Genomic DNA, 25,142 nt, shown 5'->3' on the forward strand with positions numbered 1-25,142 from the left:
TTGGCTCGGATCAGGCCGGTGTGGCGCTCGACAAGCTGGGTGGCGTGGCGTGGCAGGCCCGCAAGTCCAAGATGAAGGAGCGCATCCGCGACATGGCGGGCGCGCTCATCCGCACGGCGGCGGCGCGTGCGCTCCGTGAAGCGCCTTCACTGGCCCCGCCGGAAGGGTTGTGGGAGGAGTTCTGTGCTCGCTTCCCGTTTGTGGAAACGGACGATCAGGCCCGTGCTATTGCAGATGTGATCGAGGACATGGCCTCGGGGCGTCCGATGGATCGTCTTGTCTGCGGCGATGTCGGCTTCGGCAAGACCGAGGTGGCGCTCCGTGCGGCGTTCGTGGCGGCAATGTCCGGCACACAGGTGGCGGTAGTGGTGCCAACCACACTTCTGGCCCGTCAGCATTTCCGCACATTTGAGACCCGGTTTGAAGGTTTCCCGATTCACGTCGCGCAGCTTTCGCGCATGGTCACCGCCAAGCAGGCGACCGAGGTGCGTAAAGGTATTGCCGACGGCACGGTGAACATCGTGGTCGGCACGCATGCGCTGCTGGCCAAGACTGTGAAGTTCGCTGATCTGGGCTTGCTGATTATCGACGAGGAACAGCATTTCGGCGTGAGCCACAAGGAGAAGCTGAAAGCCCTGCGTGAGGATGTGCATGTGCTGACGCTCTCCGCCACGCCGCTGCCGCGCACGCTTCAGCTTTCCCTGTCCGGCGTACGCGAGATGAGCCTGATCGCCACGCCGCCGACCGACCGTCTGGCTGTGCGCACGTTCATCATGCCGTTCGACAGCGTGGTGATCCGCGAGGCGATCCAGCGCGAGCGCTTCCGTGGCGGGCAGATTTTCTGTGTCGCGCCGCGTATCGAAGATCTGAACCGTCTGGCGGAACGTCTGGCCGACATTGTGCCGGACGCAAAGGTGGTTCAGGCGCATGGTCAGTTGTCGCCCACCGACCTTGAGCGGGTGATGACGGAATTTGCTGATGGCAAATACGACATTCTGCTTTCCACAAACATCGTGGAAAGCGGACTGGATATGCCGTCCGTCAACACGCTCATCATCCATCGCGCCGACATGTTCGGGCTGGGGCAGCTTTACCAGCTTCGTGGACGTGTCGGGCGCGGCAAGCAGCGTGGTTACGCCTATCTGACGTGGCCGCAGACGCATCTTCTGTCTGCTGCCGCCCAGAAGCGGCTTGAGATCATGCAGACGCTCGACACGCTGGGCGCTGGCTTTACGCTGGCTTCTCATGACCTTGATCTGCGTGGCGCAGGTAATCTGCTGGGCGACGAGCAGTCCGGTCATATCCGTGAAGTGGGCATCGAGCTTTATCAGCAGATGTTGCAGGACGCTGTGGCGGATCTGCGGGCTGAAAAGGGCAAGGCCAAGCGGGAAGACCGTGACTGGACGCCGAACATTGTGCTCGGCCTGCCGGTTCTCATCCCCGACACCTATGTCACGGATCTTCCTGTCAGGCTCGGCCTGTATCGCAGGATCGCCTCGCTGGCGTCGGCTGCCGAGGATGAGGCGATGGAAGCCGAACTGGTGGATCGCTTCGGTGAAGTGCCCCCTGAGCTGAAAAACCTGCTTAATGTGGTGGCGATCAAACGGTCCTGCCGTGCCGCCGGTATCGAGCGTGTGGAGGCGGGTCCGAAAGGCATGGTGATCCAGTTCCGTGGCAATCACTTCGCCAATCCGGATGGGCTTATCCGCTGGATGGGCAAGTGGACGGATGGACAGATCCGTGTCCGTCCGGACCAGAAACTGTCCATCGTGCGCGAATTGCTCAATGCGCAGCGGGTAGGGCTGGCGCAGAAGGTGACAGCAGTGCTGGCCAAGCTGGCGGCAAAGGCTGAGGGGTAGAAAGACTATCCCTCTCTTTTGGATAGTCAGGCTTTTGTCCGATGGCGTCGTTGCAAAAAGCCATGTGGTTCATAGGAAAACTTGTTCCATGAACCTTTGCGTTTATACGTTTTTTCGCTCTGCGCGGCCATAAGTCGCGTTCAGACGTTCTGCCAGATAGTCTTTTCCAGTAACCGGCGGATAATGCGGATGATCTTCCGGTCCGCTGAGTATGGGATCTACGATTGCGTCATCGTCCGGATCCAGGAAAAAGGCGACCGAATAGCGCTCTCGTGCAGGGCGAAGAACCCGATGCGGCGTGGAGACATAAACATCGTTACTCCAGCGCATGAGACAGTCGCCGATATTGCAGATAAAAGTGCCCGGGATGAGTGGGGCATCTATCCAGTCCTGTCCTCTGGGACGGACCTGTAGTCCTGACACGCTGTCCACTGCGAGAATGGTGACATTACCGTAGTCAGTATGAGCGCCTGCTCCCGGCACATCCTCATCCCAGGAAGTAGAGGGAGCCGGATAATGAAGAAGACGCAGCGTGGCTTGCGGATTTCGAAAACTTTTTACGAAAAAATCTTCTTCAACGCCCAGATCACGAGCAAAGCCCCGGTGGAGGGCGGCCCCAAGATCGAGACAGGTTGAGAAATACGAGCGCATGACATCGCGCCATCCCGGAATATCAGGCCAGACGGAATCCGCATCAGTTTCATCCAGACTGATATTGAAGGCTTCCTTGTGATCCGGTTTCGAACGCGTATCCAGACGTTCGACACCAAGTCCGACATAACCGCGATTACGGCCAAGTCGACTCATTGCGAGTCTGTTTTTTTCTTCAGTCGATTGCCCGAAAAACGCATGAGACGCATCAAAAACGGTCTGGAGTGTGGACGGAGACACGCCGTGGCCTGAAATATAGAAAAATCCTGTTTCACGGCTAGCTTTTCCGAGAGCATGTGCGGTTTCCGCGCGTTCCTTGTCTGCTCCCATACGCAAGGGAGAGATATCTATGACAGGAATCTCAGGGTGCATAAAATGGGTTCTCTTGAAACGATAATGGCGGCCTGAGCCGCCATTGCTCCGATCTCAGAATGATGTGGAAACCGTGCCTGTCATGCTGAAACGAGGTTCAACCATGAAAGAGTTGCCATATCCGGTGCCGGGTGCGGAATTGCCGCTCCAGACCGGGTGTGTGTTGGCGTCGCTGCCTCTGTAGACCACACCCATCGCTCCGGTCCGGACGATAGAACCGGTCAGATTTGTGAAGTTCAGACGGAAAGTCGGAGACTTTGCAAACATGAAGGGCTGAAAGTGATATCCCAGAGAAAGCGTGTCAGTGACATATCCCGGAATATGCTGATCGCCAGCAACACTGACAGACTGAGGTCCGGTGTAATGCACTGTTCCGTTCGCGAAAAAGCCTTTGTAGGTATAGGTCAGGCCGAAATTCGCCACCACATGCGGTGACAGGACCGCCTGCGAACCCTTCGAGTGGATCATGGTGCTGGTATAGGGATCCATGACGTTGCTGTCCTGCGTGGCATGCAGGTATTCGACAGAAGCAAACGGACTGAACCCATGGATGGGACGTCCGGAAATCGAGACATCGAAACCACGCATGGTCTGATTGCCGATCGAGAACGGCAGGAAGCTGTTCATGCCGATATACTGGTTCACGATGCGGTTTGTGACATTGTAATTGAAGAACGCGACATCAGCGATGATGTATTTGTCATGATAGCGATATCCCAGCTCTTCCTTGATGGAATACTGGTTTTTGAGAAAGTTCGGACTGGTGGGCATCCAGCCCATATCAACGGCGCTTGGCTGACGATAGTCGCCTTCGGCATTGATATAGATCTGGTTGTGCTCGTTGATCTTGTAACCGATTGAAAGCTGGGGAAGCGGCTCGGTCGTGTTTCTGCTGTAACGGTTATAAGGATCAGACGTCCACGAATTGACCATCACGAATTTGAACCCGCCATGAATGGTGAGGCGATCCTGAAGGTATTTCGCAGTTTCTTCCAGGAACAGTCCGTGAATTTCGTATCCGGCATTCTGCCCGTAAGGGGAAGTTGTCTTGTAAAGACCCCAGGGGGAGGGCGGTGTGCCGTTCGCGTTGGTCAGCCCAGTCGGGTAGGACTGATCCGTATAGTCATTCTCATACCAGTAGCCGCCAGTAATATGATTATGACGATCAATCTCGTAATTCAGCTTTGATACAGCACCAACTTGCTTGGTTGAGTTCTGGAGAAAGAAGCTGGTCAGGTTCTGTCCTGCGCTGTCATATCCGCCGGGCGCGGCATCCCAACCCTGACCGAAGCTGAAATAGGGTTGAAGATCGAACGAGAACTTCGCTGGAAGAACAATATGCACCGGTGCAGTCAGGAAGATCTGATTCCAGTGATCGCGATTGTTCTTCCAGTAGTTGTCGCTGGAGGATTGGGCTGATCGTCCCCAGCCTTCGCCGGTTTTCTTGTAGCGAAAAAATTCCTGTTCAGTGGGGTAGTTGTCGATCGTGAAATCGGCATTGTTCCATGAGAGAAAGAACTTGGCGTTTGAACCGTTGTCCCAGTCTTTCTGAAGCCCGAAATCAATGTGGCGGCGCTGATTGATGCCGGCGCCCATCCAACTGCGGCTATGACTGTTCGAGAATGAGAAATAGCTGCGTACGCCGCTATTGCCGATCTCGCCGGATTCCAGACGTATGAACTCACGGGAGAGATTATTAGTGCCGTAGGAAAAGTCCACCATACCGCCGAATTTTTTGGCAGCAGTATGAGTACGCTCTTCAAGGACGCCGCCTGCGGCAGACATCGCAGGAAGCGCTGTTGCAGAGCTTCCTGGAGTGACGGTGATCATCTCCAGATTTTCGGAATCAAGATTTTCACTCATGTATTTGGCTGCAGCAGCCGGAGCGCCGTCGATCATCAGCGCCATATCGAGATCAGTCAGGCCACGCACCTGAATCATGCCGCCCTGCATGCCGCTGGTGTCAGGCGTCGAGATGCTCAGGCTGGGAACATTCTTGACCAGATCCAGCGCCGTGCTGGTTGGTGAACGCATGCTAATGAACTGCTTTGAGACCGTCTGCACTGCATGAGGCGCAGTCTCGACCCGCATCATGCCGCCGCCGCCATTCAAAGCCTGTCGCGATCTGGTAACTCTTATCTCTTCTGTGCCTTTGGCATAGGCTTTTGCGGGTGTGTGGACAGCATGAGAAGCGGCAGAGGAGCCCGAAGTCGCTGTGGTTTTCGCTGATTTATAGTGTTTTGTCGGAGACGCAGCCTGTGCTTCAGGCAGGAAGGCTGAGGCAGAGAAAACACCAGCCAGACAGGTTATCGTATACAGACGTTCTTTGTTGCGAACTGCGGCGGAAAAAGCCGTAGAAAGCATGTATCTATTACGCTTCCGTATACAATTCTGCATGTTGCCTTCCTGAACCTCTCAAGATTTTCCGATCGCTTTCCGATTCGTTATCGGATCGTCTCATTTCGGTATCGTTTTGGTCTATGGGGATATAAAGCATCTCTATGATGCCATTTCCAGCACATCAGACCTTTTCAGAAAGGCAGATTGGTTGAGAAGCTGCAGACGTTGCTTTATTGTAACATAAATTGGAGAGCTCTTTAAATCTGTCTGTAACTTTCCGAGTGAGCTCAGAATTGATTGAGCCCTTTCTCAGGGGCAGATTGCCGATGAGACGTTTTTTCGAAAAAACTGTCTTATCGTGAGATCCTGCGAGGTTAGGGGATAGTCCAGACATTGCGGCTCCTGGACGGAAAGACTGATAGTGTACGCTTAAATCATAGGGGGAGTGTCGTCGCATTAAGTATGCGCTGCACATTTCCCTCGTCATCGTTATCTCAAGGGTTACTCAAGCTCGTGCTCAGGAGGGCTTCCGCTATGTCCTTCTGGACAATGCTTGTGTGAATTATCGTTTCTTTCAATCCGCAGCCGTAGTTTGGCGAGACTGAAATAGTCTTCTTATGACTAAAGAACTGCATGATTGAAGCCGTAGGGAGTGTGCCAAAAGACTGTATAGAATCGGCTTTCTGACAGATTTATTTTCGCCTGCGGGGTAAATCGGTTTCTTATCGATCTCTGGATATGATGTGGAATAGAAAAAGAAGTGCATTGATTATTTTGTGATGCAGGATTTGTTGTTGGTGATAAGTTTATTTTAGAGTGTATATAATTGGAGCATTATTTAAGAACTCCAGTTTTTCGCAAAATCGGCATAAAGCGTCAGGCCGCCATCAATATACAGCGTCTGCCCAGTGATGTAGGAAGCCAGATCGGAGGCCAGAAATAGCACTGGTTCCGCAATTTCCTCTGGTTTTCCGGGGCGGCCCATAGGAATATGTGATGAAACGGCTTCATATTTCTCTGGATCGTTCATCCATGCGTCATTCATCGGTGTGAGAATTGCACCGGGTGCGACACCGTTTACGCGAATGCCGCGTGATGCGTATTCCAGTCCCCATGTTCTGACCATATTGCCTACGGCGCCTTTGCTGGCGGAATAGGCGAGGAAAGCAGGTTTTGGGATGATCTGATGCACCGAGCTATTGATGACGATGCTTCCTTTGGTGCCGTTGCTCAGCCAGCGTTTAAGCACCTCACGCACACAGAACATGACGCCCGTAACGTTCACATTCATGACTTTCATGAAGTCTTCGTATGTAACATCTTCGGAAGGTGATTCCGAAAGAATGCCCGCGTTGCAAACCAGAATATCGAGGCCACCAAACTCATGGAACGTCTGATCGATCGCATTGATGACTGACTGTTCATCGGCCACATCGGCCGGACTGGAGAGATGAGGGCCAGAACTTACGGCTTGAAGAGTAGGGAGAAAAGCATCCAGTTTTTCCTTGTGACGTCCATTGACAGCAACACGTGCGCTTTCCCGTGCAAAAGCATGGGAAAGAGCCTGACCAATGCCCTGACTGCCTCCACTGATAAAAACTCTCTTGTTCTCAAACTGTCTGCTGGAGAGCGTTGAAGGCATGAAAGGTCTCCCGAATGTTGATGCTTCAAAGAAAGAATGCATTGGAAGAGAAGTGGTTGCGTTTCTCGTTATTTATTCGATCTTGGTGTCCATAAAAATCTCCGGTCTCACATCGTTTTCTGGCAGGTCTTCATCACTTTTTACGGAGTAGCATTCTCCATGATGTTGCCGCACGAAGTCCGCCAGATGATGGCTTTTTTTACGATCTCAAGCCTCTGAGTGCGGTTAAAACCATAAAAATGAGACAAAATTGATTGCCCCAATTGTCTTGAATGCTCAATTCTGGAGAAGAAAAATGTCCCGGTAAGCAGTCGTTTCAGAGTGGGCTCTTCATCTCCCATCCTCAGGCGCTTCTCGTGAAGTCATTGCACAGCCGTTTCTCTTTCGTGTAGGTCTGTTGCGTTATCGTAAGAAAGAGAGCCAACTGAAATGCGGATTGCCGGACTTCAGACAGCAGGAACGCCGGGTGACGTGGCTGCCAATCTGCGGGAGCTCGACCGGGCTGCCGGTGAAGCGCACGCGCTTGGAGTGGATTTGCTTGTCACGCCCGAGCTGTTTGTGACGGGGTATGACATTGGTGAATGCCTGTTTAAGCTTGCTAGGACAGACCCGATTCCTGCGATCAGGGAGATCGCTCAGCGGCACAGTCTCGCAATTCTTGTAGGTTTTGCAGAAAATATACCCGAAGGTCTCTACAACAGCGCGGTCATGTTGACGTCTGAGGGGCAGGAAGTGCTGCGTTATCGCAAGCAGCATCTGTTCGGCGAACTGGATCGCCATTTCTTCCTGCCGGGAAACGCTAATCCTGAAGTCGTGTCGTTTATGGGCATCCGAATTGCTGCAATGATCTGCTACGACGTGGAATTTCCCGAATATGTGCGGGCCACAGCTCTGGCAGGGTGTGAACTGCTTCTTGTCCCGACGGCGCAGATGGAGCCTTTCACTTTTGTCGCCCGTGAAGTGATCCGTGCGCGGGCATGGGAAAACCAGATCTATCTCGCATACATCAATCATGATGGACGGGAAGGTAACACCCAATATGTGGGTAACAGTCAGATCGTGGCGCCGGACGCTTCTGTTCTGGCCCGGATCGAGCATGGTGATGGACTGATTATCGCCGATGTCGAGCCCGGTCTGGTTGCCCGTGCCCAGCACGACAACCCCTATCTCCAGGACAGGCGGCCATCCGCTTATCGATCTCTGATCTCCGACATACGAAAGGAAAGAGCATGAAGAAAACGGATATTTCTTCTTCGCAAGGCCGCCTTTCCGGTAATCTGGGTGTGACTGAAATCATTTTCATGGTCGTGGCGGCTGCTGCGCCCCTGACGGTGGTCAGTGGAAACGTGCCGCTCGCCATTGCTCAGGGAAATGGTCCCTATGCGTGGACCGGTTTTGTCGCAGCAGCACTCGTGTTGATGCTGTTTTCGGTCGGTTTCGTCGCCATGACGCCTTTTATGGAGGAGGCCGGCGCGTTTTTTTCTTACATTCGGGAAGGATTAGGCAAACGTATCGGCTGCGGCGCGGCTTTTGTGGCTCTGCTGACCTATACCGCCATTCAGGTTGGCGTTTATGGCTTTTTCGGCTGGGCGGTTGATGACGCCATCAGGGAGTGGGGAGGTCCGCATCTTCCCTGGTGGCTTTATGCCTTTGGTGTGCTGGCGGTGGTGGGCACGCTCGGCTACCGGCACATCGAACTCAGTTCGCGTGTTCTCGGTATCGCACTGGTTCGGGAAATCGGTGTGGTGGTCATCATGAATGCAGCCATCGTGATGCATCCATCTCCCGTTGCGGCTCCCGTGACCACAGGTGTGGCGGAGCCGATGGGGCCATTTGCCGTGGCGCTCCTCTTCGCCATCACGGGCTTTCTGGGCTTTGAAGCTACTGCAATTTTCCGGGACGAGGCGCGTGATCCTGAGCGCACCATTCCTCGTGCGACTTATGGTGCTGTGGCGATCATCGGTGTGTTTTACGCCTTTTCCTGCTGGTGCCTGATTGAAGCCTGGGGTGCTGATTCCGTGACCGCCGTAGCCCGCAAATATCTGGCGGACGGCGGCAATATGGTTCTGGATACTGCCAATCGTTATGTGGGCACGGGCATGCGCAACGTCATGGAAGTATTGCTGTTGACCAGCCTGTTCGCCTGTCTGCTGTCATTCCACAACATCATTGCGCGTTATCAGCTTGTGCTTGGTCGAGAAGGCATTCTGCCCGGTTTTCTGGCGCAGACCCATTCCCGTCATGCCTCACCGCACAGTTCTTCTGTGGTGCAGACCATTACGGCGTTCCTGCTGGTTGGCGTTGCCGCGTTGTCCGGAGCCGATCCGCTGGTGACGGTTTTTGGCTCGATGGCCGGTATCTCGACAGTGGGCATCGTGCTGCTGATGATTCTCACATCTACCGCAGTGGTCATGTTCTTTCGGAACAATAGAGTAAAGAAGGTGGGGAGTCTGTCGACAAACTGGTGCCCGGTTCTGTCCGTGTTCGTGCTGGCCAGCGTGCTGTTTATCATTCTTGATAACTTCACGACCATTACGGGGCTTTCTTTGGGGATCAGCACGTTTCTGGCTGTTATGCCTTTTGTCGCATTGCTGGGCGGTTGGTGCCTCGGTGGACGTGAGATGAAAGTTTCAGGGCAAATGCCGCAGGGGCAGGAGATATAATGACCCCGAACGGTAATAGCTGGTAAGGCCAGGTTCGTTATTGGCTTTGATGCGAAAACCAGCGCGGCTCGAAGCGATATCTACAGCTGGAGCGTTGAGAGAAATGCTCCAGCGTAGCGGATGGTATCGCAGCAGAAAGTCGGGCCTAAACATGACTTTCTACGAAAGAACTTAGCTAAACTTACTTCTTCTCAAACGCGCCTGCGATGGTCAGCGTGACATCGTCACCGACTACTGGCAGATATTTGCTGATACCGAATTCACTGCGTTTGACCGTCGCTGTGCCTTCAAAACCGACAGTATAAGCCTTGTCCATCGGATTGACGCCTGCACCGATAAAACGGGCATGGATCGTAGAGGGTTTGGTGGCGCCGTGAATGGTCAGGTTGCCGGTGATATCGGCTTCACCTTCACCCGTCGGGGTCACGCTGCTTGAAACGAAGGTTGCCGTTGGAAACTGGGCCGCATTAAACCAGTCGGCATTTTTCAGCTCATCGGTCAGGCGAGTGCTTGTCGTCTGAACACTGTCGATTTTCAGCGTGATATCAAGTTTCGTCTTGTCGAGATGCTTGGGATTGAATTTCAGTGTGCCCGAGGCGTCTGAAAACAGACCGCTATAGTTAGTGAAACCGAAATGCAGCAGGGAGAAAATGACCTGCGTATGTCCCGGCTCGATCGCATACTGACCCGATGGGACATCGGCCGGAAGCGATGCGGCACTGGCGGTTCCCAGTGTGGCGATCAGGCTGAAAGCTGCCAGAGAGGAAGTGAGAAATGTTCTTTTTTTCATCGCATGTATCCTTGTCTGAAAGGAAGTTATCCGAAACGGAAACCTGAGAGAGCCTTCCCCATCACAACATCGCTGTAGGTGCGTGTGCCTCGATCCTGTCCGGCGGCACCGGCGGCGATCATGATGGAGAGAAGATGTTCTTCACGAGGATGGCATATCCGTGCGCCGGGTGCCTGTTCCCAGTTAACCAGCGCCTGATCCCGCTCGGCAGGGGCTGCTTCCACAGTCCGGGCAAGCCAAGTGTCAAACCCACGCGCGGTGGCGTCTGTCGAGGGATCTCCCGTCATGAACTGCCGGAGATTGTGATAGCTCATGCCGGTTGCGACAATGAGGACATTCTCGTCCCGCAAGGGAGCGAGGGCTCGTCCGACACGAAGTTCCTCGGCAGCATTCATGTCTTCACGCAGGGACAGTTCCACGATGGGAATGTCGGCCTCCGGAAAGGCAAGCATGAAGGGGATGAACACGCCGTGGTCCAGTCCGCGACTGTCATCCTCGGCGCTTGGTATGTCAGCCTGCGTAAGCAATGACCTCACACGAGCAGCAAGAGCGGGCGAGCCGGGGGCAGGGTATTTCAGGTGATAGGTGTGGTCGGGAAATCCGTAATAGTCATAAAGCAGAGAATGTTTTTCTGCTGTCGTGACTGTCGGCACACGGGTTTCCCAGTGGCCCGAAACCACAAGAATGGCTGAGGGTTTGCGCGACAGCGTAGCGGCAACGTTCCGGAGGTAGGCTTCCATCTTGTCCCACCCTGCCCAGTCCATGAAAAAGCATGGTCCGCCACCGTGTGGCAGGAACAGAGCGGGCTGACGTTCCTCTTTGGAGATAGCGGTGTCAGTCATGAAGTTGTCCCCCGATGGTACGCTTCATTGAACAATGGCATCCAACCTGAGCTGTGATAATGCCTGTTTCAGGCAAGATATCTGGAACTGTGAGTGTGAGATGCTGGACAGGGTGACAAGCATGCAGGTCTTCGTGCGTGTGGTTTCGCAAGGCAGTTTCGCCGCGGCCGCCCGCACTCTGTCTCTCTCCCAGACCATGGTGACGCGCCATATTGTGGCGCTGGAAGAACGGTTGGGTGTGACGCTGTTTCACCGCAGCACGCGCCGTCTGTCTCTGACGGAGGCGGGGGAGAATTATCTGCTGGGGTGTCGAAGGGTTCTTGGTGATCTCGATGAAATGGAACATGAGGTCGCTGCCGGGGGGCGTGAACCACGGGGAAGGTTGCGTCTGAACGCGCCTGTGTCTTTCGCTATCCGATATCTGGGGCCGGTTTTGCCGGAATTCAGCAGGCGGTATCCGAAAGTTTTTGTGGAGCTCGGGCTGGATGACGTTCTGGTGGATCTGATTGCGCAGGGCTGGGATCTGGCTCTGAGAATCAGACGGATGGAAGCGAGCAGTCTGAAAGCGCGCAGACTGGCCCGTATTCGTTTTGTCGTGTGTGCGGCACCGTCTTATCTCAGGCAGCATGGTGAGCCGAAAACGGTGGCTGAACTCGGCACTCACGTGTGTCTTGGTTACACGCTCAGCGAAGCTGTTGGTGTTGGTCGGTGGAGCTTCGGCAGGAATGGTGAGGTGACGGTCCCGGTGTCCGGACCGTTGAGCGCAAATAATGGCGATGTGCTGACACAGGCGGCGCTGGCGGGGATGGGAATTATCTATCAGCCTCTGTTTATTGTGGCTGATTCGGTTCGAAGTGGAGATCTGAGAATTCTTGATCTGGACATGCCGCTTCTGGAAGGGCCGGAATTGCAGGCGGTCTATGCGCCTGCTCTGACGGTGCCGCTCAAGACCCGCGTGCTGATTGATTATCTGGTGGAATGTTTTGGAGAAACACCGCCTTGGGAGATCTGAAAAAGGTGTTGTCCTGCAGGAAGCGGACAGGACAACATCTTCGGTCACGGCGGGAATGCCTCGGATAAGTCAGCGGCTCATCAACACAAGCTGCGTGTTGTTTTCCAGAACATGGCGCGTCACGCCGCCGAGAATGAGCTGACGCAGGCGGGAGTGGGAATAGGCGCCCATCGCCAGCATGTCGGCACCGAAATCCTGACAGGCTCCCAGAAGTCCTTTTCCGATATCGCGGTCAATGGCCTGAAATTCCTGCCGGTCGGCAGCGATGCCGTGCATGGAGAGGTAATCCACGACTTCCCGCGCATCCGGACCGCGACGCTGATAATCCTCGCAATGAAGAACGCGGACTCTCTCGGATGTGCTGGCCCATGCGAGAACTCCACGAAGCGCCGAAGCGGCTTCTGCCGTTCCATTCCACGCGATGCACACGCGCTTTACAAAGTGAGGCATCGGTATACGGGGGGCGATGACGGCGGGACGTCCGCTATCGAAAAGCACGGCATGAAGGGCCTCGGAAGAGGAAACCTCATCTCCACTGTCCGGGTGCGGCACGAGCGTGAAGTCGGAAAGCCGGGCATGCCAAGGGATGACCTCGCTTTCTGAGCCTTTGAGGACGTTGAAGCTCATGCTTGGTCGCCCCTGCGGAAACGGGATGCGGGGCGGCACAGCTTCGATGTCCGGGGTGCGGCTTGCGAAATCCTCGAAGGCGTTCTGCACTTCACGGGAGCGCTTGCCGCCTTCCTTCTCGGCGGAGGCGATGAGTTCTTCCACCATGCCGCCGGTCAGTACTTCGCCCGCAAGAGGGGCGATGTCGCGCCCATCCGAGCGGACATGCAGAACGGCAAGATGGGCCGAGAACCGGCGGGCGAAGTTGGCGCCAGAAACAAAGGCGGCTTCGGCATTGCGTGCGCTGCTGAGGGGAAGGAGGATTTTGCTGACCTGTTTCATGATGCGCTCCTGCCGTTAGGGCTTGTTGCTCTTATTGTACAGGATAAACGCACGAAACGGCCAAAAGTTACATCGTTGATGGTTATGTGATGAAGGAAGAGGGCGAAATGGGGGGAAGCCTGCCTTCTCAGGAGACTATTCTTGCGGAATTCCTGCTTTTTCCTGTTTTTGGGATGGCGCTCATTTGAACAGGATCATTATGATCTGAATGTTTTTTGAGGCTTCTCCCTTTCTCTGTGTTGTATAAATTCTGGCAACAAAGAGAAGAATTCTATTTTGAGGAACACATATGAAGTTATTTGTATTCTACTTGGGTGGCGCAGCTCCGGGTGCCAATATCGAAGTGCATGACGTTCAGTTCGCTGTGGCCGAAAAACCGGAAGAGACTTATCCCGCCTTGGTGAAAAGATGGTTCGGAACCCGGAATTCCCTGCATATTGATGCTTATGGCGTTGTGGAATGGGCGGATGGCTTTGCTGTAACAGTGCAGAAAGAGCCTCCGGAATGCGACAGAAAGTTATATTTCATCAATATGGGCGGGTATGAGAAAGGGGCTCTCAGGGAAGAGCATGAATTTGCTTTTCTGGTTGCTGAATCAGCCGATGAGGCAAAAGCGAAGGCTAAGAGTATTCTGCTGCCCGGGCGGTCTCATCGTCACAGAGATAATTTTATGGAGGTTGATGATTGTGTTTCACTGGAACAGATCGAAGGCCTGTATATCCACTTGACGCCTCAGGAAGAAGGCAAGCCTGTCGTGGCGGCTTGGCAGGGATATCAAAAAATTTAGAGATCTCTGTAAAGAGACCATGGAGAATGATGAGAGTCCTAATTCATCATGGGACTGTCAAAAAAACCTACAGATCCATTCTATACCTTACAAAATCATCCGCTTTGACAAACTCATCATAAAGTTTGCGGGCTGGATTGTTTTCTCTCGTGTGCCAGTAAAGCCGTGACCAGTTTTGTTTCCTGCCCAGATCGACAAGATCCCGGATCAGAGCGCGGCCCACGCCGCATCCACGAGCCTCGGGCGTCACGAACAGATCTTCAAGATAACAGATCGGTTCTGCGACCCATGTGCCTTCATGCAGAACGTTATTGGTAAAGCCGATAACTTCTCCTGCTTTTTCAGCAACGCGGCAGAAAAGAGGATTGGTTGCGTCAAGCAGGCGTTCCCACGTGCGGCGGGTCACGTCCGGTGGTACGGTCGCCTCGTAAAACCGGTTATAGCCCGCCCATAACCGGTGCCATGCGATTTCATCGGAGGCCTGGATGTCCCTTATGACAAGAGGGATATTCATGTGTCAGCCTCCAAATGCGTGTCGCCTTATGGATACAGGCGCGTCACGTCCCATGCGTCCGCTCCGTGCCGCACCCAGATGGCGCGGTCATGCAGACGATAAGGACGATCCTGCCAGAATTCGAAACGATCTGGCAACAGTCGGAAGCCTGACCAGTTGGCGGGCCGCGGTATACTCTGACCAGCATACTTCTCTTCTACATCGTGGATGCGCTTCTCGAAGGTAGCGCGATCGGGCAGGGGACGCGACTGGTCGGAGGCAACGGCACCGATCTGCGACATGCGACGACGCGTTGCAAAATAGGCATCAGCTTCTTCTGGCGTCACGGGTGCAACAGTGCCTTCGATACGGATCTGGCGTCGCAGGCTTTTCCAGTGGAACAACAGGGCGGCAACCGGGGTTGCGGTCAGTTCGCGTCCCTTGCGACTTTCCAGATTGGTGTAGAAACAATACCCCTTTTTATCAAATCCCTTGAGGAGAATGATACGTGCGGAAGGTCGCCCTTCCGGTGAAACTGTGGCGAGAGTCATTGCATTCGGGTCATTCGGTTCCGATGCTTCCGCATCCTTCATCCATGCAGAAAAAAGATCGAACGGATCAGCTGAAAGATCGATTAATGGCTGATTTTCAGGGGTTTGTGGTGCTTCGTCGCTGGAAGTGCTCATGGATGTTCCCCGTTCCCTGTCACGAGTGGAAAGGATTCTTGTTCTCGTCGGGCTTGTTCCCGCCCGCGTGTTGTGCAACGACCCGAGCCATCTTGTCATCACTGTAACAGTCGAGGTTTTCGTATGACTGAGGACACCCTTGCACCGGCCACCGGCACTTTGATGCGCGGAAAGAAGGGCCTTGTCATGGGCGTGGCGAATGATCGCTCCATCGCTTGGGCCATTGCGAAAGCCGTTGCGGCGCAGGGCGGTGAACTGGCCTTCACCTATCAGGGGGAGGCGCTGGGCAAGCGCGTTCGCCCTCTTGCCGACAGCATTGGCGCCAGACTCGTGCTGCCATGTGATGTATCTGACGACGCCGCTATCGACGAAACATTCTCCGTAATTGAAAAGGAATGGGGCGGTCTGGACTTTGTCGTTCATGCCATTGGCTGGGCGGACAAGCAGTATCTGCGTGGACGTTACGTGGATACTCCCCGCGAGGCTTTTCTCACGGCGATGGACATCTCCTGCTACTCCTTCACTGCTGTCGCTCGCCGTGCGGCTGCCCTGATGAAAAATGGTGGTTCGCTGCTGACCCTGTCCTATCTTGGGGCCGAGCGTGTCATGCCGCATTATAACGTCATGGGCGTCGCCAAGGCCGCGCTTGAGGCCTCCGTGCGCTACATGGCCGCCGATCTGGGAACGGACGGTATCCGCGTGAACGCGATTTCCGCTGGCCCGATCAAGACGCTGGCCGCCAGCGGTATCGGCGACTTCCGTTATATCCTCAAGTGGAACGAATATAACGCTCCGCTTGAGCGTAACGTGGCGCTGGAAGAAGTTGGCGGGGCTGGTCTTTATATGCTCTCCGACCTGTCCCGTGGTGTGACCGGTGAGGTGCATCATGTTGACAGCGGCTACCATATTGTCGGCATGAAGAACCCAAAGGCTCCGGATATTTCGGTAGCTGGCGAGTAAGAACGGGAGCGGTCAGGGATGTCCTACAACACGTTCGGGCATATGTTCCGTGTCACGACCTGGGGTGAGAGCCACGGGCCGGCGATCGGATGCGTGGTGGATGGCTGTCCGCCACTGCTGAGTCTGACCGAAGAGGACATCCAGCCGTTTCTCGACAAGCGCCGCCCGGGCCAGTCCTCCTTCACGACGCAGCGTCGCGAGCCGGATCAGGTGAAAATCTGCTCGGGTGTGTTTGAAGGGCAGACTACAGGCACGCCGATTTCGTTGGTGATCGAGAATACAGACCAGCGGTCCAAGGATTACGGCGATATCGCCCAGACCTTCCGCCCCGGTCATGCCGATCTGGCCTATCAGACCAAATACGGTATTCGTGATTATCGGGGCGGTGGCCGTTCTTCTGCCCGCGAAACAGCGATGCGTGTCGCGGCGGGTGCGATTGCGCGACGCGTGCTCGGTGAAAATATCCGCATTCGTGGCGCTCTGGTGCAGATTGGCAAGCATGCCATCGACCGCAGTCGCTGGGACTGGAGCGAGGTGGAGCGCAATCCCTTCTTTTCACCGGATCCGGAGAGTGTTCCCGTTTGGGAAGAGTATCTGGGCGGTATCCGCAAAGCAGGTTCCTCCGTTGGCGCGGTTGTCGAGGTGGTCGCGGAAGGTGTTCCGGCGGGTCTCGGTGCGCCACTATATGGCAAGCTGGACGCAGACCTCGCCGCTGCCCTGATGAGCATCAACGCCGTCAAGGCCGTGGAAATCGGTGATGGCTTTGAGACTGCTGCTTACGAAGGCCCGGAAAACGCGGACGCCATGCGGATGCAGGACGGTGAAGTCGCCTTTCAGAGCAATCACGCGGGCGGCATTCTCGGCGGCATCTCCACGGGGCAGCCGATCGTCGCACGCTTTGCCGTCAAGCCGACCAGTTCCATGCTGATCCCGGTGCATTCGGTCAATCGCGCAGGCGAGGATGTCGATGTCATTACCAAGGGGCGTCATGACCCTTGTGTCGGCATCCGCGCAGTTCCGGTGGGCGAAGCGATGCTGGCCTGTGTTCTGGCGGATCATCTGCTGCGTCATCGTGGGCAGGTCGGCCGTCTCTGACGCGTCGTTCCTGCATCTGACAGCGACTCTCCCTTTTCAAATCGGTCACAAATCCGTAAGGCGACAGGCGTGTCCCTTATCGCCTTACAGGAGCTGTTCCCATGATCCGAGTCAGCGAGATCCGTCTGCCGCTGGACCATGCTCCGGACGCCCTGCCTGAAGCGCTGTCCCAGCGTCTGGGAGTGAGCGTATCGGATATAGGCGCGTTTTCCGTTGCCCGTCGTGGATATGACGCCCGTAAACGGGGACGTATCTTTCTGGTCTATACGCTGGACTGCACGGTGCCGGATGAAGCGGCGATCCTGAGCCGATACAACGACGACCCACAGATCAAGGTTACGCCTGAAACACGCTATGAACCCGTGGATGTGGATGTTCCGGCGTTGCTCGCGCAGCCGGATTTTCAGCGTCCAGTTGTTGTGGGCGCTGGCCCGTGCGGCCTGATGGCGGCGCTCATTCTGGCGCAGATGGGCCTGAAACCGATCATTCTCGAACGCGGCAAACCCGTGCGTGAACGGACGGTTGATACGTTCGCGCTCTGGCGTAAATCGGAGCTGACGCCGGAAAGCAATGTGCAGTTCGGCGAAGGCGGGGCCGGTACCTTCTCTGACGGCAAGCTCTACACCCGTGTGAATGACGCCCGTCATCTGGGGCGCAAGGTGCTGGATGAGTTTGTTCGCGCCGGGGCTCCGGAAGAAATTCTCTATCTCTCCAAGCCGCATATCGGCACATTTCGACTGGTCTCGATGGTCGAGCATATGCGGAGAGAAATTGAGGCTGCGGGCGGAACCTACCGGTTTTACACGCGGGTTGAGCAGCTTCTTCTGGATGAGAAGAGACAGGTTCGCGGCGTGCGCCTGTCGGACGGTGAGGAGATCCTGACCCGTCACGTCATTATGGCCGTGGGGCACAGCGCGCGCGACACGTTTGAGATGCTGGCTGAGGAGGGCGTGGCCATGGAAGCCAAACCATTCTCCATCGGCGTGCGGATCGAGCATCCTCAGTCACTGATAGACGCGGATCAGTTTGGTCCGCAGGCCGGTTCCGAAATACTCGGTGCTGCCGATTACAAGCTGGTGCATCGCACGGAAGATGGGCGAGGGGTCTATTCCTTCTGCATGTGTCCGGGCGGCACTGTTGTCGCGGCGACGTCCGAGCCGGAGCGTGTCGTCACCAACGGGATGAGCCAGTATTCCCGCGCCGAGCGAAACGCCAATGCGGGGATTGTTGTCGAACTGCGCCCCGGTGTGGATTATCCCGATGATCCGCTGGCGGGTGTGGCGTTCCAGCGGCACTGGGAAAGTCAGGCGTTTGTTGCCGGTGGCGGTGATTACAATGCGCCGGGACAGCGGGTAGAGGATTTTCTCGCGGGACGGCCTTCGACCCATCTGGGAACTGTTACGCCGTCCTACCGCCCGGGCGTGACCCCCACGAGTCTTGATTCCTGCTTGCCTGATTTTGTCTGTGCCGCCATTCGCGAGGCTCTGCCGGTCTTCGCCAGCAAGCTGTCGAGTTTTGCGCTGGGGGATGCTGTGATGACAGGTGTGGAGACGCGCACGTCTTCTCCTCTGAAAATCCCGCGCAAGGATGATGGCGAAAGTCTCAACACGCCGGGGCTTTATCCTGCTGGAGAGGGTGCGGGTTACGCGGGCGGCATCATGTCGGCGGCGATGGATGGTATTCGCGTGGCGGAGGCTGTGGCGCTGGCGCTGGCCGGACGACAGGCGAACGGCCTGCTGCGTGGAAAATCAGATAGTCTTGTCTGAGCCTGAACGACGGACTTGCGAAATGGCCGGGTTTCGGCTGTTGTGACGAAAAATCAGCCGGAGTTATAACCGGCGGGAAGGGAGCCGCCCATGCGTGCTGTTGGCTATCAGAAATCATTGCCGGTGACGGACGAGAACGCTCTCGTTGATATCGAGCTTCCGGATCCCGTGGCTGAGGGGCACGACCTTCTGGTTGAAGTGAAGGCTGTTTCCGTCAATCCGGTCGATGCCAAGGTGCGGATGCGGGCGGAACCCGCTGCCGGCGAATGGAAGGTTCTGGGCTGGGATGCTGCTGGCACCGTGCGTGCGGTCGGGCCGGACGTGAAGCGTTTCCGCCCGGGTGATGAGGTCTGGTATGCCGGTGCTGTCACGCGACAGGGCTGCAACAGCGAACTGCATCTCGTTGATGAGCGTATTGTCGGCAAGAAGCCTTGCACCCTGAGTTGGGCGGAAGCGGCAGCCATGCCTCTGACGGCTGTGACGGCGTGGGAAATGCTGTTCGATCGTCTCGATATCACACGCCCGATTCCCGGTGTGCCGCAGGCTATTCTCATCATCGGAGCCGGCGGTGGCGTGGGTTCGATGGCGGTCCAGCTGGCCCGTCGTCCGGGAAATGTAACGGTGATCGGCACGGCTTCACGGCCCGAGACAGCGGAATGGGCGAAAGCGCTGGGGGCGGACACTGTGCTCGATCATAGCAAGCCTCTCGCTCCCCAGATCGGGGCGGCGGGGCTGAGCGCTCCGGGTTATGTCTTTTCGATCACCCAGACGGACAAGCATTTTGCGGATGTTGTGAAGCTGATCGCGCCGCAGGGCCGGTTCGGTCTTATCGACGATCCACCATCTCTCGACATCATGCCGTTCAAGGCCAAGAGTGTTTCGGCTCATTGGGAACTGATGTTCACGCGCTCGACGTTCCAGACAGCGGATGTGATCCGGCAGGCTGAAATTCTGGAAGAAGTGTCCAGCCTTGTGGACGCGGGCGTTCTCAGAACGACCCTGAGCGATGTGGCTGGTCCGATCAATGCCGCCAATCTTCGTCGGGCGCATGCCCTGCTGGAAAGCGGAAAAGCGAAGGGCAAGATCGTTCTCGAAGGTTTTGGGAAGTAGCTCTTTCTTTGATTGAAATGAGGCCCTGACAATCGGTTCTGATAAGGGTTTGTGCAATGAACTTTGCACAAATGCGCTTTTGCTTATAGGACCAGCCTAATTTTTGGAACAATGGCGAGAAACTGTTCAATGATGGAAGCTGTAGAAATTTTGTCTGAACAGTCTCCCCGTATTGCTGTTCTGGTACCCTGCTACAATGAAGAGGTCACGATCGGGACCGTAGTGCGTGATTTCCGGGCCGCGCTGCCTTTCGCTACGGTGTATGTCTACGACAATAATTCCAGTGACAGAACGCAGGAGATCGCACGAGCCGAAGGCGCTGTGGTCCGGCAGGAATTCATGCAGGGGAAGGGTAACGTCATCCGTCGCATGTTCGCGGATATTGATGCGGATTACTATGTCCTTGTGGATGGTGATGCGACGTATGAAGCCGCTGCAGCACCGCGTATGCTTGAAGAGGCTATCGACAACCATTTTGATATGGTGACGGGGTTACGAGTGACAGATCGAAAGGCGGCTTATCGGCCGGGTCATGTTCTCGGAAACAAAGTTCTGACGTCGCTGGTCCAGCATTTTTTCGGGCGTGCTACAGATGATATGCTATCCGGCTATCGGGTGTTTTCACGTCGGTTTGTGAAATCTTTTCCGGCTGCATCATCTGGTTTTGAAACTGAGACAGAATTTACAGTGCATGCGCTTCAACTCAGTATGCCGATTAGTGAAATTCCAACAAAATATATTGAACGTCCCGAAGGCTCGACCTCAAAATTGAACACATGGAGTGACGGCGTCAGAATTCTGACGACGATTATCCAATTGGTCAAACAGGAACGTCCTTTGTTGTTCTTTACGATTATTGCCTTTTTCCTGGCGTTTCTGGGCATTGTTCTCGGTGTGCCGGTGGTGGCGGATTATATGCGATCCGGATTTGTTCCGCGGTTGCCAACTGCTGTTCTCGCAACGGGGTGTGAAATCTTGGCAGCCTTGTCTCTGGTGTGTGGTTTAATTCTGGACAGTGTGGCGGTGGGACGTTTGGAAGTGAAACGGTTAGCTTATCTTTCATGTGGTACATTTTTATAAAATTGTTTGATTTGTTCAGGAGAATTTAAGTGGATTTTCTAAAAATAAACAATTTTATTGACGTTTTCCATAGATGTGATTTCTCTGCCCGAGTTTTGGGAGTCTTTTATTTCTGCTCTGTTTTAATTGTTTCATTGCTGTTGGCTATTTTGGTTCCCCCGTTTGAAAATTCTGATGAATTTAATCATTTTAACCGCGTCTATCAGATATCATCCGGTAAAATGATTGCGTTCAGAACTGGACATCCGGCCCAATCCGGAGGCGTGGTTGATCTGGGCATCAACAAACTTGATGATATTTATAGTTCTATAAGATTTCATGCAGATGTAAAAGTTACAAGCTCAATGATGGAGCGTGGAAACGCTGTTTTAATAGGAGAAAAAGGTTTTCAGTCATTTCCCAATACTGCGATCTATTCTCCGCTTCTTTATCTTCCAGCTGTTATGGGTTTGGATGCGGCAAGGTTTTCAGGTGTTCATCGCGTAAAATGGGCTTTGATTACAAGTCGTATGACGACAGCCATCGTGTGCGTCAGTCTCGCATCTATAGCGATAGCATTGTCGGGTAGCGCTGCAATATTTCTGGCTGTTTTTCTATCATTGCCGATGACGATTTCTCTTTTTTCTTCTGTTAGCCAGGATGGGCTTATCATCTGTTTTTCTACGTTGTCATTTGTGTTTTTATGTAGATTTTTGCATTTTGTTCCTTCTCGTCTGAAGGGTAAAGAAGATCTTGTATTGTTCTATTCTTTCTTGTCTTTGAGTGTTTTGGGGCGACCAGCTTATGCCCCACTCCTGTTGCTCCCATTTTTCACTCAAAATTCATTCAAGAATAAATTTAACTTTTTTTGTTTTTTTATTTCCATCAGCTTTGTGGCTTTTTGGATGTTGCTCGTACATTTTTTCGTTATGATTCCGATGTGGGATCAGACTTCACCTGGCAAGCAAGTCTATAATTTAATTACGCACCCCCGATTGGTGCCTGAATTAATTGAGCACGCCTTTACAGATCATCAGGGCATGGAGAGCCTTCCATTCTGGAAGGAAGTGATTGGCGTTGTGGGGTGGATTGATACAGTGATGCCGGAATGGTTTTATATTACGGCTTTGTTTGTTTTTGTCTTTTCTTTGATTTTTGTTGGTCAATTAAGGTTGAAAATTGACAGTTATATTAGATTGCGTTTTGGAGTTGCATTTTTATTGCTTGCTTCGGTTTCTCTTGTGTTTTTTCTTGAATATCTAACATTTACCCCTGTAGGTCAAAACTTTATCGTTGGTGTGCAGGGGCGTTATTTTTTGCCGCTTTTACCGTTCTTGCCATTCATTATATTGGGATATGATGGCTCCGTAATAAAGAGTCGGATCCGCACTATAATGCTTGCATTGTCTCCGGGGTGGATCGTCGTGTCATCGGTCGTTCTGTTATATTCTGTTCTGTCACGCTATTATGTCATGTGATTTTTAGGTGTTTTGTAGTGACTGGTAAAAGTATTTTTTTCTTTCCTTTGGGTTACATAGTATTTGCTTTAATAGCGGTTTCAGCAAGTGTCTTGCTTACCCCTCCGGGACAGGTTGTCGATGAGATGCCTCATTTTGCCCGGGCTGCATTTCTTGCAGAAGGAGGTGTAGTCGGGCATCGGCTTTCGCCCGTTGCCAGTGGCGGTCTGCTACCCTGTAATTTCAACTTGGTATATCTGGATTTTGAGAGACCTCCTTCGAAGAGAATTGAGGCGGGGAAGCCTAATACATTTACCGACAGACCCTGGAATAAAGAACTCTGTTTCGTCGGATTTCCTAATACGGTTATCTATGCTCCGTTCACTTACATACCTGCTGCGTTAACGATATGGGGCGCGCGACACACCCATATGACGATAATTCAGACAAGTTACGCCGTCAGAATTGTTAATGGGTTTATTTCAGTTTTACTTTGTGCCGCAGGAATTGCATTGGCGCGGCGTGGCGTTCTGTTTCTAACGGCCATTGCCAGCATGCCTATGACCATAGCTTTGGCTGGTTCCTGTTCGCAGGATGGTATCCTGATAGGGCTCGCGGTTCTGGTTGCAGGCATTCTTACACGTCTTAACGGTTCTTCTGAGATTAGCCTAAAAAATTGGGGTTTTCTAAGTATCGTTTTCGCAATATTTGCCGTTAGTAAGCCACCTCTCCTTATGTGCTCAATGATTCCGGCTGTGTTTATGCTGAGAAGAAACAAGCTTCTGGCTCTACTGCCTGCCATTCTTGGTTTAATTTCTGTAGTAGTCTGGAGCAGGATTGCTATAAAACCAGTTAAAATACAGTTCCTTCCTGATACGGGGGTATCAGATGGTGAGCAGATTCACTGGATCATGACGCATTTTTTGTCTGTGCCAGCTCTTATATTGCATACAGTGGAAAAGAATTTTTTTGGTTATATTGAAAGTGGGATTGGAATTCTGGGGTGGCTTGATGTGCCTCTTCCATATTTTTATTACTACCTGACTTTTTTTCTGTTTTTGGGTATTTTTATTGTCTCGTTTTTCCATTTTCCTAATAGAGAGGCTGTGCCTCAGGAAAAAAGGTCTCGATCACGACGCTGCTTTGTACTCTGGCAGCTTCATGCCTCGTTTTTCTGGCTTTGTATGTCATCTGGACTAAAGTCGGCGCTCCAGTCGTACGCGGCGTGCAGGGACGTTATTTCCTGCCTATCGTGCCGTTTCTAGCCCTTTTGTTTCCTCAATTGAAACAAGGAGCTCCAGTAACTCCCTCACCGGTCTTGAATCGGGTGGTGATTGCCGCGTTTGGCGCTTATTGGATTGTGGATGCATTAACAATCATGAACGTATTGTTTGTAAGGTATTGGTGAAAATTTCATCACACAGAGTCTGAGGTAGAATCAAAAAACGACCTTAACTCAGATAGTGATAGCTGGTTCTCCACAACAAAGTGCAGAGAACCAGCAATGAACGAATCAGATTATTTTGCGCATGGATAATCCGTATAGCCTTCTGCGCCCTGCGAGTACCAAGTGCGGATATCGTCCTTGTTCAGGGGCAGATTGTCTTCCAGACGACGGACAAGGTCCGGATTTGCGAGGAAAGGCCGACCGAACGCAATGGCGTCCGCAACACCGGTAGCGACTGTTTCGATTGCTTCTTCCCGTGTGTAGTCCTGATTCAGAACCAGCGGCTTCTTGAAGACTTCGCGGATCTGGCCGTGCAGCTTGGGCTGATCGGTCTTGCCAAATGTGCCATTTGGTCCGGGCTCACGCAGTTCAAGGAAAGCGATATCGAGGTCATTCAGCAGCTTTGCGGCCGGCACAAAAACCTGCTCGGGATGGCTGTCGATGCAGCCCTGCGTATCGCCATTGGGGGACAGCCGTACTGACGTTTTGTCCGCGCCAATCGTTGCGATCACGCGTTCCGTGACTTCACGCAGAAAGCGGATGCGCTTTTCCGGCGAACCGCCATACTCGTCGGAACGATGGTTGGTGCCGTCCCGCAGGAATTCGTCGATCAGGTAACCGTTGGCGGCATGAATCTGCACACCGTCAAAGCCTGCCTGAAGAGCATTGCGAGCGGCGTTTTCATAATCGTCCAGGATGCGGGCAATGTCCTCCCTGGTAAGAGGACGGGCAATTTCGGGAGCCTGTTTGCCGTCATAAGTATGGAGCGCTTCAGGTGCTTTTGTCGCCGAGCAGGACACAGGCTGCTGACCCGTCACGCTGGAATGCACCATGCGGCCCATGTGCCAGATCTGGGCCACGATCTTTCCGCCCTTTGCATGGACTGCAGCGGTGATAGGCTTCCAGGCTTCTACCTGTTCCTGCGACCACAGACCCGGCGCATACGGCCAGCCAAGACCTTCGCGGCTGATACCAGTCGCTTCCGAGATAATCAGACCGGCCCCAGCGCGTTGCGCGTAATATTCGGCCATGATGGGAGTGGGTACATGCTCGCGGGTGCCCCGGCCACGTGTCAGCGGCGCCATGAGAATTCTGTTTTTGGCGTAAATGCTTCCCAGTTCAATCGGCTCAAACAGGCTGGGCATGACAGATCCTTCTTAAAA

22 protein-coding genes and 1 pseudogene are annotated in these 25,142 nt (G+C 53.8%); 14 read left to right on the forward strand and 9 right to left on the reverse strand.

Translation table 11 applies throughout. From position 1 onward, the window contains the following. Positions 1 to 107: 107 nt before the first annotated feature. Positions 108 to 1,859: pseudogene (locus B3759_RS16965) on the forward strand (TRCF domain-containing protein); the annotation flags it as partial. Between the two features lie 102 nt (positions 1,860 to 1,961). Here B3759_RS16965 and B3759_RS15695 read toward each other — a convergent pair. The 3 genes from B3759_RS15695 to B3759_RS15705 form a co-directional block, all read right to left on the reverse strand. Then, on the reverse strand, positions 1,962 to 2,882 hold the full coding sequence (locus tag B3759_RS15695; protein ID WP_291367383.1) for an isopenicillin N synthase family dioxygenase: 921 nt from the start codon (positions 2,880 to 2,882) through the stop codon (positions 1,962 to 1,964). A gap of 54 nt (positions 2,883 to 2,936) precedes the next feature. Next, positions 2,937 to 5,246 carry a TonB-dependent receptor gene (locus tag B3759_RS15700; RefSeq protein WP_291367385.1) on the reverse strand — a complete coding sequence of 770 codons (2,310 nt, stop codon included), beginning with the start codon at positions 5,244 to 5,246 and terminating at the stop codon, positions 2,937 to 2,939. Between the two features lie 814 nt (positions 5,247 to 6,060). After that, on the reverse strand, positions 6,061 to 6,864 hold the full coding sequence (locus B3759_RS15705; RefSeq protein ID WP_291367387.1) for an SDR family NAD(P)-dependent oxidoreductase: 804 nt from the start codon (positions 6,862 to 6,864) through the stop codon (positions 6,061 to 6,063). A gap of 429 nt (positions 6,865 to 7,293) precedes the next feature. Here B3759_RS15705 and B3759_RS15710 point away from each other — a divergent pair, with 429 nt between their 5' ends. Then, positions 7,294 to 8,097 carry a carbon-nitrogen hydrolase family protein gene (locus tag B3759_RS15710; RefSeq protein WP_291367389.1) on the forward strand — a complete coding sequence of 268 codons (804 nt, stop codon included), beginning with the start codon at positions 7,294 to 7,296 and terminating at the stop codon, positions 8,095 to 8,097. Continuing rightward, on the forward strand, positions 8,094 to 9,527 hold the full coding sequence (locus B3759_RS15715) for an APC family permease (protein ID WP_291367391.1): 1,434 nt from the start codon (positions 8,094 to 8,096) through the stop codon (positions 9,525 to 9,527). The genes B3759_RS15710 and B3759_RS15715 overlap by 4 nt, the downstream gene beginning before the upstream one ends. Before the next feature lie 181 nt (positions 9,528 to 9,708). Here B3759_RS15715 and B3759_RS15720 read toward each other — a convergent pair whose 3' ends face one another. Then, a complete protein-coding gene (locus B3759_RS15720) occupies positions 9,709 to 10,317 on the reverse strand; it encodes a YceI family protein (protein WP_291367393.1) in 609 nt (202 codons plus the stop codon). A 26-nt stretch (positions 10,318 to 10,343) separates the two neighbouring features. Continuing rightward, entirely contained in the window at positions 10,344 to 11,159 is an 816-nt protein-coding gene (locus tag B3759_RS15725; RefSeq protein WP_291367395.1) for a DODA-type extradiol aromatic ring-opening family dioxygenase, read from the reverse strand. Positions 11,160 to 11,259: 100 nt separating this feature from the next. Here B3759_RS15725 and B3759_RS15730 point away from each other — a divergent pair, with 100 nt between their 5' ends. After that, complete coding sequence (locus tag B3759_RS15730) at positions 11,260 to 12,171, forward strand: LysR family transcriptional regulator (RefSeq protein ID WP_291367397.1); 912 nt, start codon at positions 11,260 to 11,262, stop codon at positions 12,169 to 12,171. A gap of 69 nt (positions 12,172 to 12,240) precedes the next feature. Here B3759_RS15730 and B3759_RS15735 read toward each other — a convergent pair whose 3' ends face one another. Continuing rightward, positions 12,241 to 13,119: a universal stress protein gene (locus B3759_RS15735; protein ID WP_291367398.1), complete on the reverse strand. Its 879-nt coding sequence runs from the start codon at positions 13,117 to 13,119 to the stop codon at positions 12,241 to 12,243. A 289-nt stretch (positions 13,120 to 13,408) separates the two neighbouring features. Here B3759_RS15735 and B3759_RS15740 point away from each other — a divergent pair, with 289 nt between their 5' ends. Next, on the forward strand, positions 13,409 to 13,906 hold the full coding sequence (locus tag B3759_RS15740; RefSeq protein WP_291367400.1) for a DUF1543 domain-containing protein: 498 nt from the start codon (positions 13,409 to 13,411) through the stop codon (positions 13,904 to 13,906). A gap of 67 nt (positions 13,907 to 13,973) precedes the next feature. Here the strand turns inward: B3759_RS15740 and B3759_RS15745 are convergent, their stop codons facing one another. Together B3759_RS15745 and pdxH are read right to left on the reverse strand one after the other, a co-directional pair. Further along, positions 13,974 to 14,420, reverse strand: coding sequence for a GNAT family N-acetyltransferase (locus B3759_RS15745; protein WP_291367402.1), 447 nt, complete (start codon positions 14,418 to 14,420; stop codon positions 13,974 to 13,976). Between the two features lie 26 nt (positions 14,421 to 14,446). Then, positions 14,447 to 15,085: a pyridoxamine 5'-phosphate oxidase gene (pdxH, locus tag B3759_RS15750; RefSeq protein ID WP_291367404.1), complete on the reverse strand. Its 639-nt coding sequence runs from the start codon at positions 15,083 to 15,085 to the stop codon at positions 14,447 to 14,449. On the opposite strand from pdxH, the gene B3759_RS15755 reads away from it, so the two are divergent. The 9 genes from B3759_RS15755 to B3759_RS16925 all read left to right on the forward strand — a co-directional run bounded on the left by B3759_RS15755 (position 15,084) and on the right by B3759_RS16925 (position 23,940). Then, positions 15,084 to 15,212, forward strand: a complete 129-nt coding sequence (locus B3759_RS15755; RefSeq protein WP_291367406.1) for a hypothetical protein — start codon at positions 15,084 to 15,086, stop codon at positions 15,210 to 15,212. The genes pdxH and B3759_RS15755 overlap by 2 nt on opposite strands. Continuing rightward, complete coding sequence (gene fabI, locus B3759_RS15760) at positions 15,209 to 16,045, forward strand: enoyl-ACP reductase FabI (RefSeq protein ID WP_291367408.1); 837 nt, start codon at positions 15,209 to 15,211, stop codon at positions 16,043 to 16,045. The genes B3759_RS15755 and fabI overlap by 4 nt, the downstream gene beginning before the upstream one ends. 18 nt (positions 16,046 to 16,063) lie before the next feature. Then, positions 16,064 to 17,140, forward strand: coding sequence for a chorismate synthase (gene aroC / locus B3759_RS15765; RefSeq protein WP_291367410.1), 1,077 nt, complete (start codon positions 16,064 to 16,066; stop codon positions 17,138 to 17,140). Between the two features lie 101 nt (positions 17,141 to 17,241). Further along, complete coding sequence (locus B3759_RS15770; RefSeq protein WP_291367413.1) at positions 17,242 to 18,906, forward strand: NAD(P)/FAD-dependent oxidoreductase; 1,665 nt, start codon at positions 17,242 to 17,244, stop codon at positions 18,904 to 18,906. 90 nt (positions 18,907 to 18,996) lie between these two features. Further along, a complete protein-coding gene (locus B3759_RS15775; protein WP_291367415.1) occupies positions 18,997 to 20,016 on the forward strand; it encodes a zinc-binding alcohol dehydrogenase family protein in 1,020 nt (339 codons plus the stop codon). 129 nt (positions 20,017 to 20,145) lie between these two features. Continuing rightward, positions 20,146 to 21,096 (forward strand): glycosyltransferase family 2 protein, encoded by a 951-nt coding sequence (locus B3759_RS15780; protein WP_291367416.1) that lies wholly within the window; start codon positions 20,146 to 20,148, stop codon positions 21,094 to 21,096. A 29-nt stretch (positions 21,097 to 21,125) separates the two neighbouring features. Beyond that, positions 21,126 to 22,553 (forward strand): DUF2142 domain-containing protein, encoded by a 1,428-nt coding sequence (locus tag B3759_RS15785; protein WP_291367418.1) that lies wholly within the window; start codon positions 21,126 to 21,128, stop codon positions 22,551 to 22,553. A gap of 17 nt (positions 22,554 to 22,570) precedes the next feature. Then, positions 22,571 to 23,797, forward strand: coding sequence for a DUF2142 domain-containing protein (locus B3759_RS15790; RefSeq protein WP_291367420.1), 1,227 nt, complete (start codon positions 22,571 to 22,573; stop codon positions 23,795 to 23,797). Beyond that, positions 23,713 to 23,940, forward strand: coding sequence for a hypothetical protein (locus B3759_RS16925; RefSeq protein ID WP_408736504.1), 228 nt, complete (start codon positions 23,713 to 23,715; stop codon positions 23,938 to 23,940). The genes B3759_RS15790 and B3759_RS16925 overlap by 85 nt, the downstream gene beginning before the upstream one ends. A gap of 110 nt (positions 23,941 to 24,050) precedes the next feature. Here the strand turns inward: B3759_RS16925 and B3759_RS15795 are convergent, their stop codons facing one another. Further along, complete coding sequence (locus B3759_RS15795; RefSeq protein ID WP_291367422.1) at positions 24,051 to 25,124, reverse strand: alkene reductase; 1,074 nt, start codon at positions 25,122 to 25,124, stop codon at positions 24,051 to 24,053. Positions 25,125 to 25,142: the final 18 nt, after the last annotated feature.

The organism is Acetobacter sp. UBA5411 (assembly GCF_002409645.1).
Classification (GTDB): Bacteria; Pseudomonadota; Alphaproteobacteria; order Acetobacterales; family Acetobacteraceae; genus Acetobacter.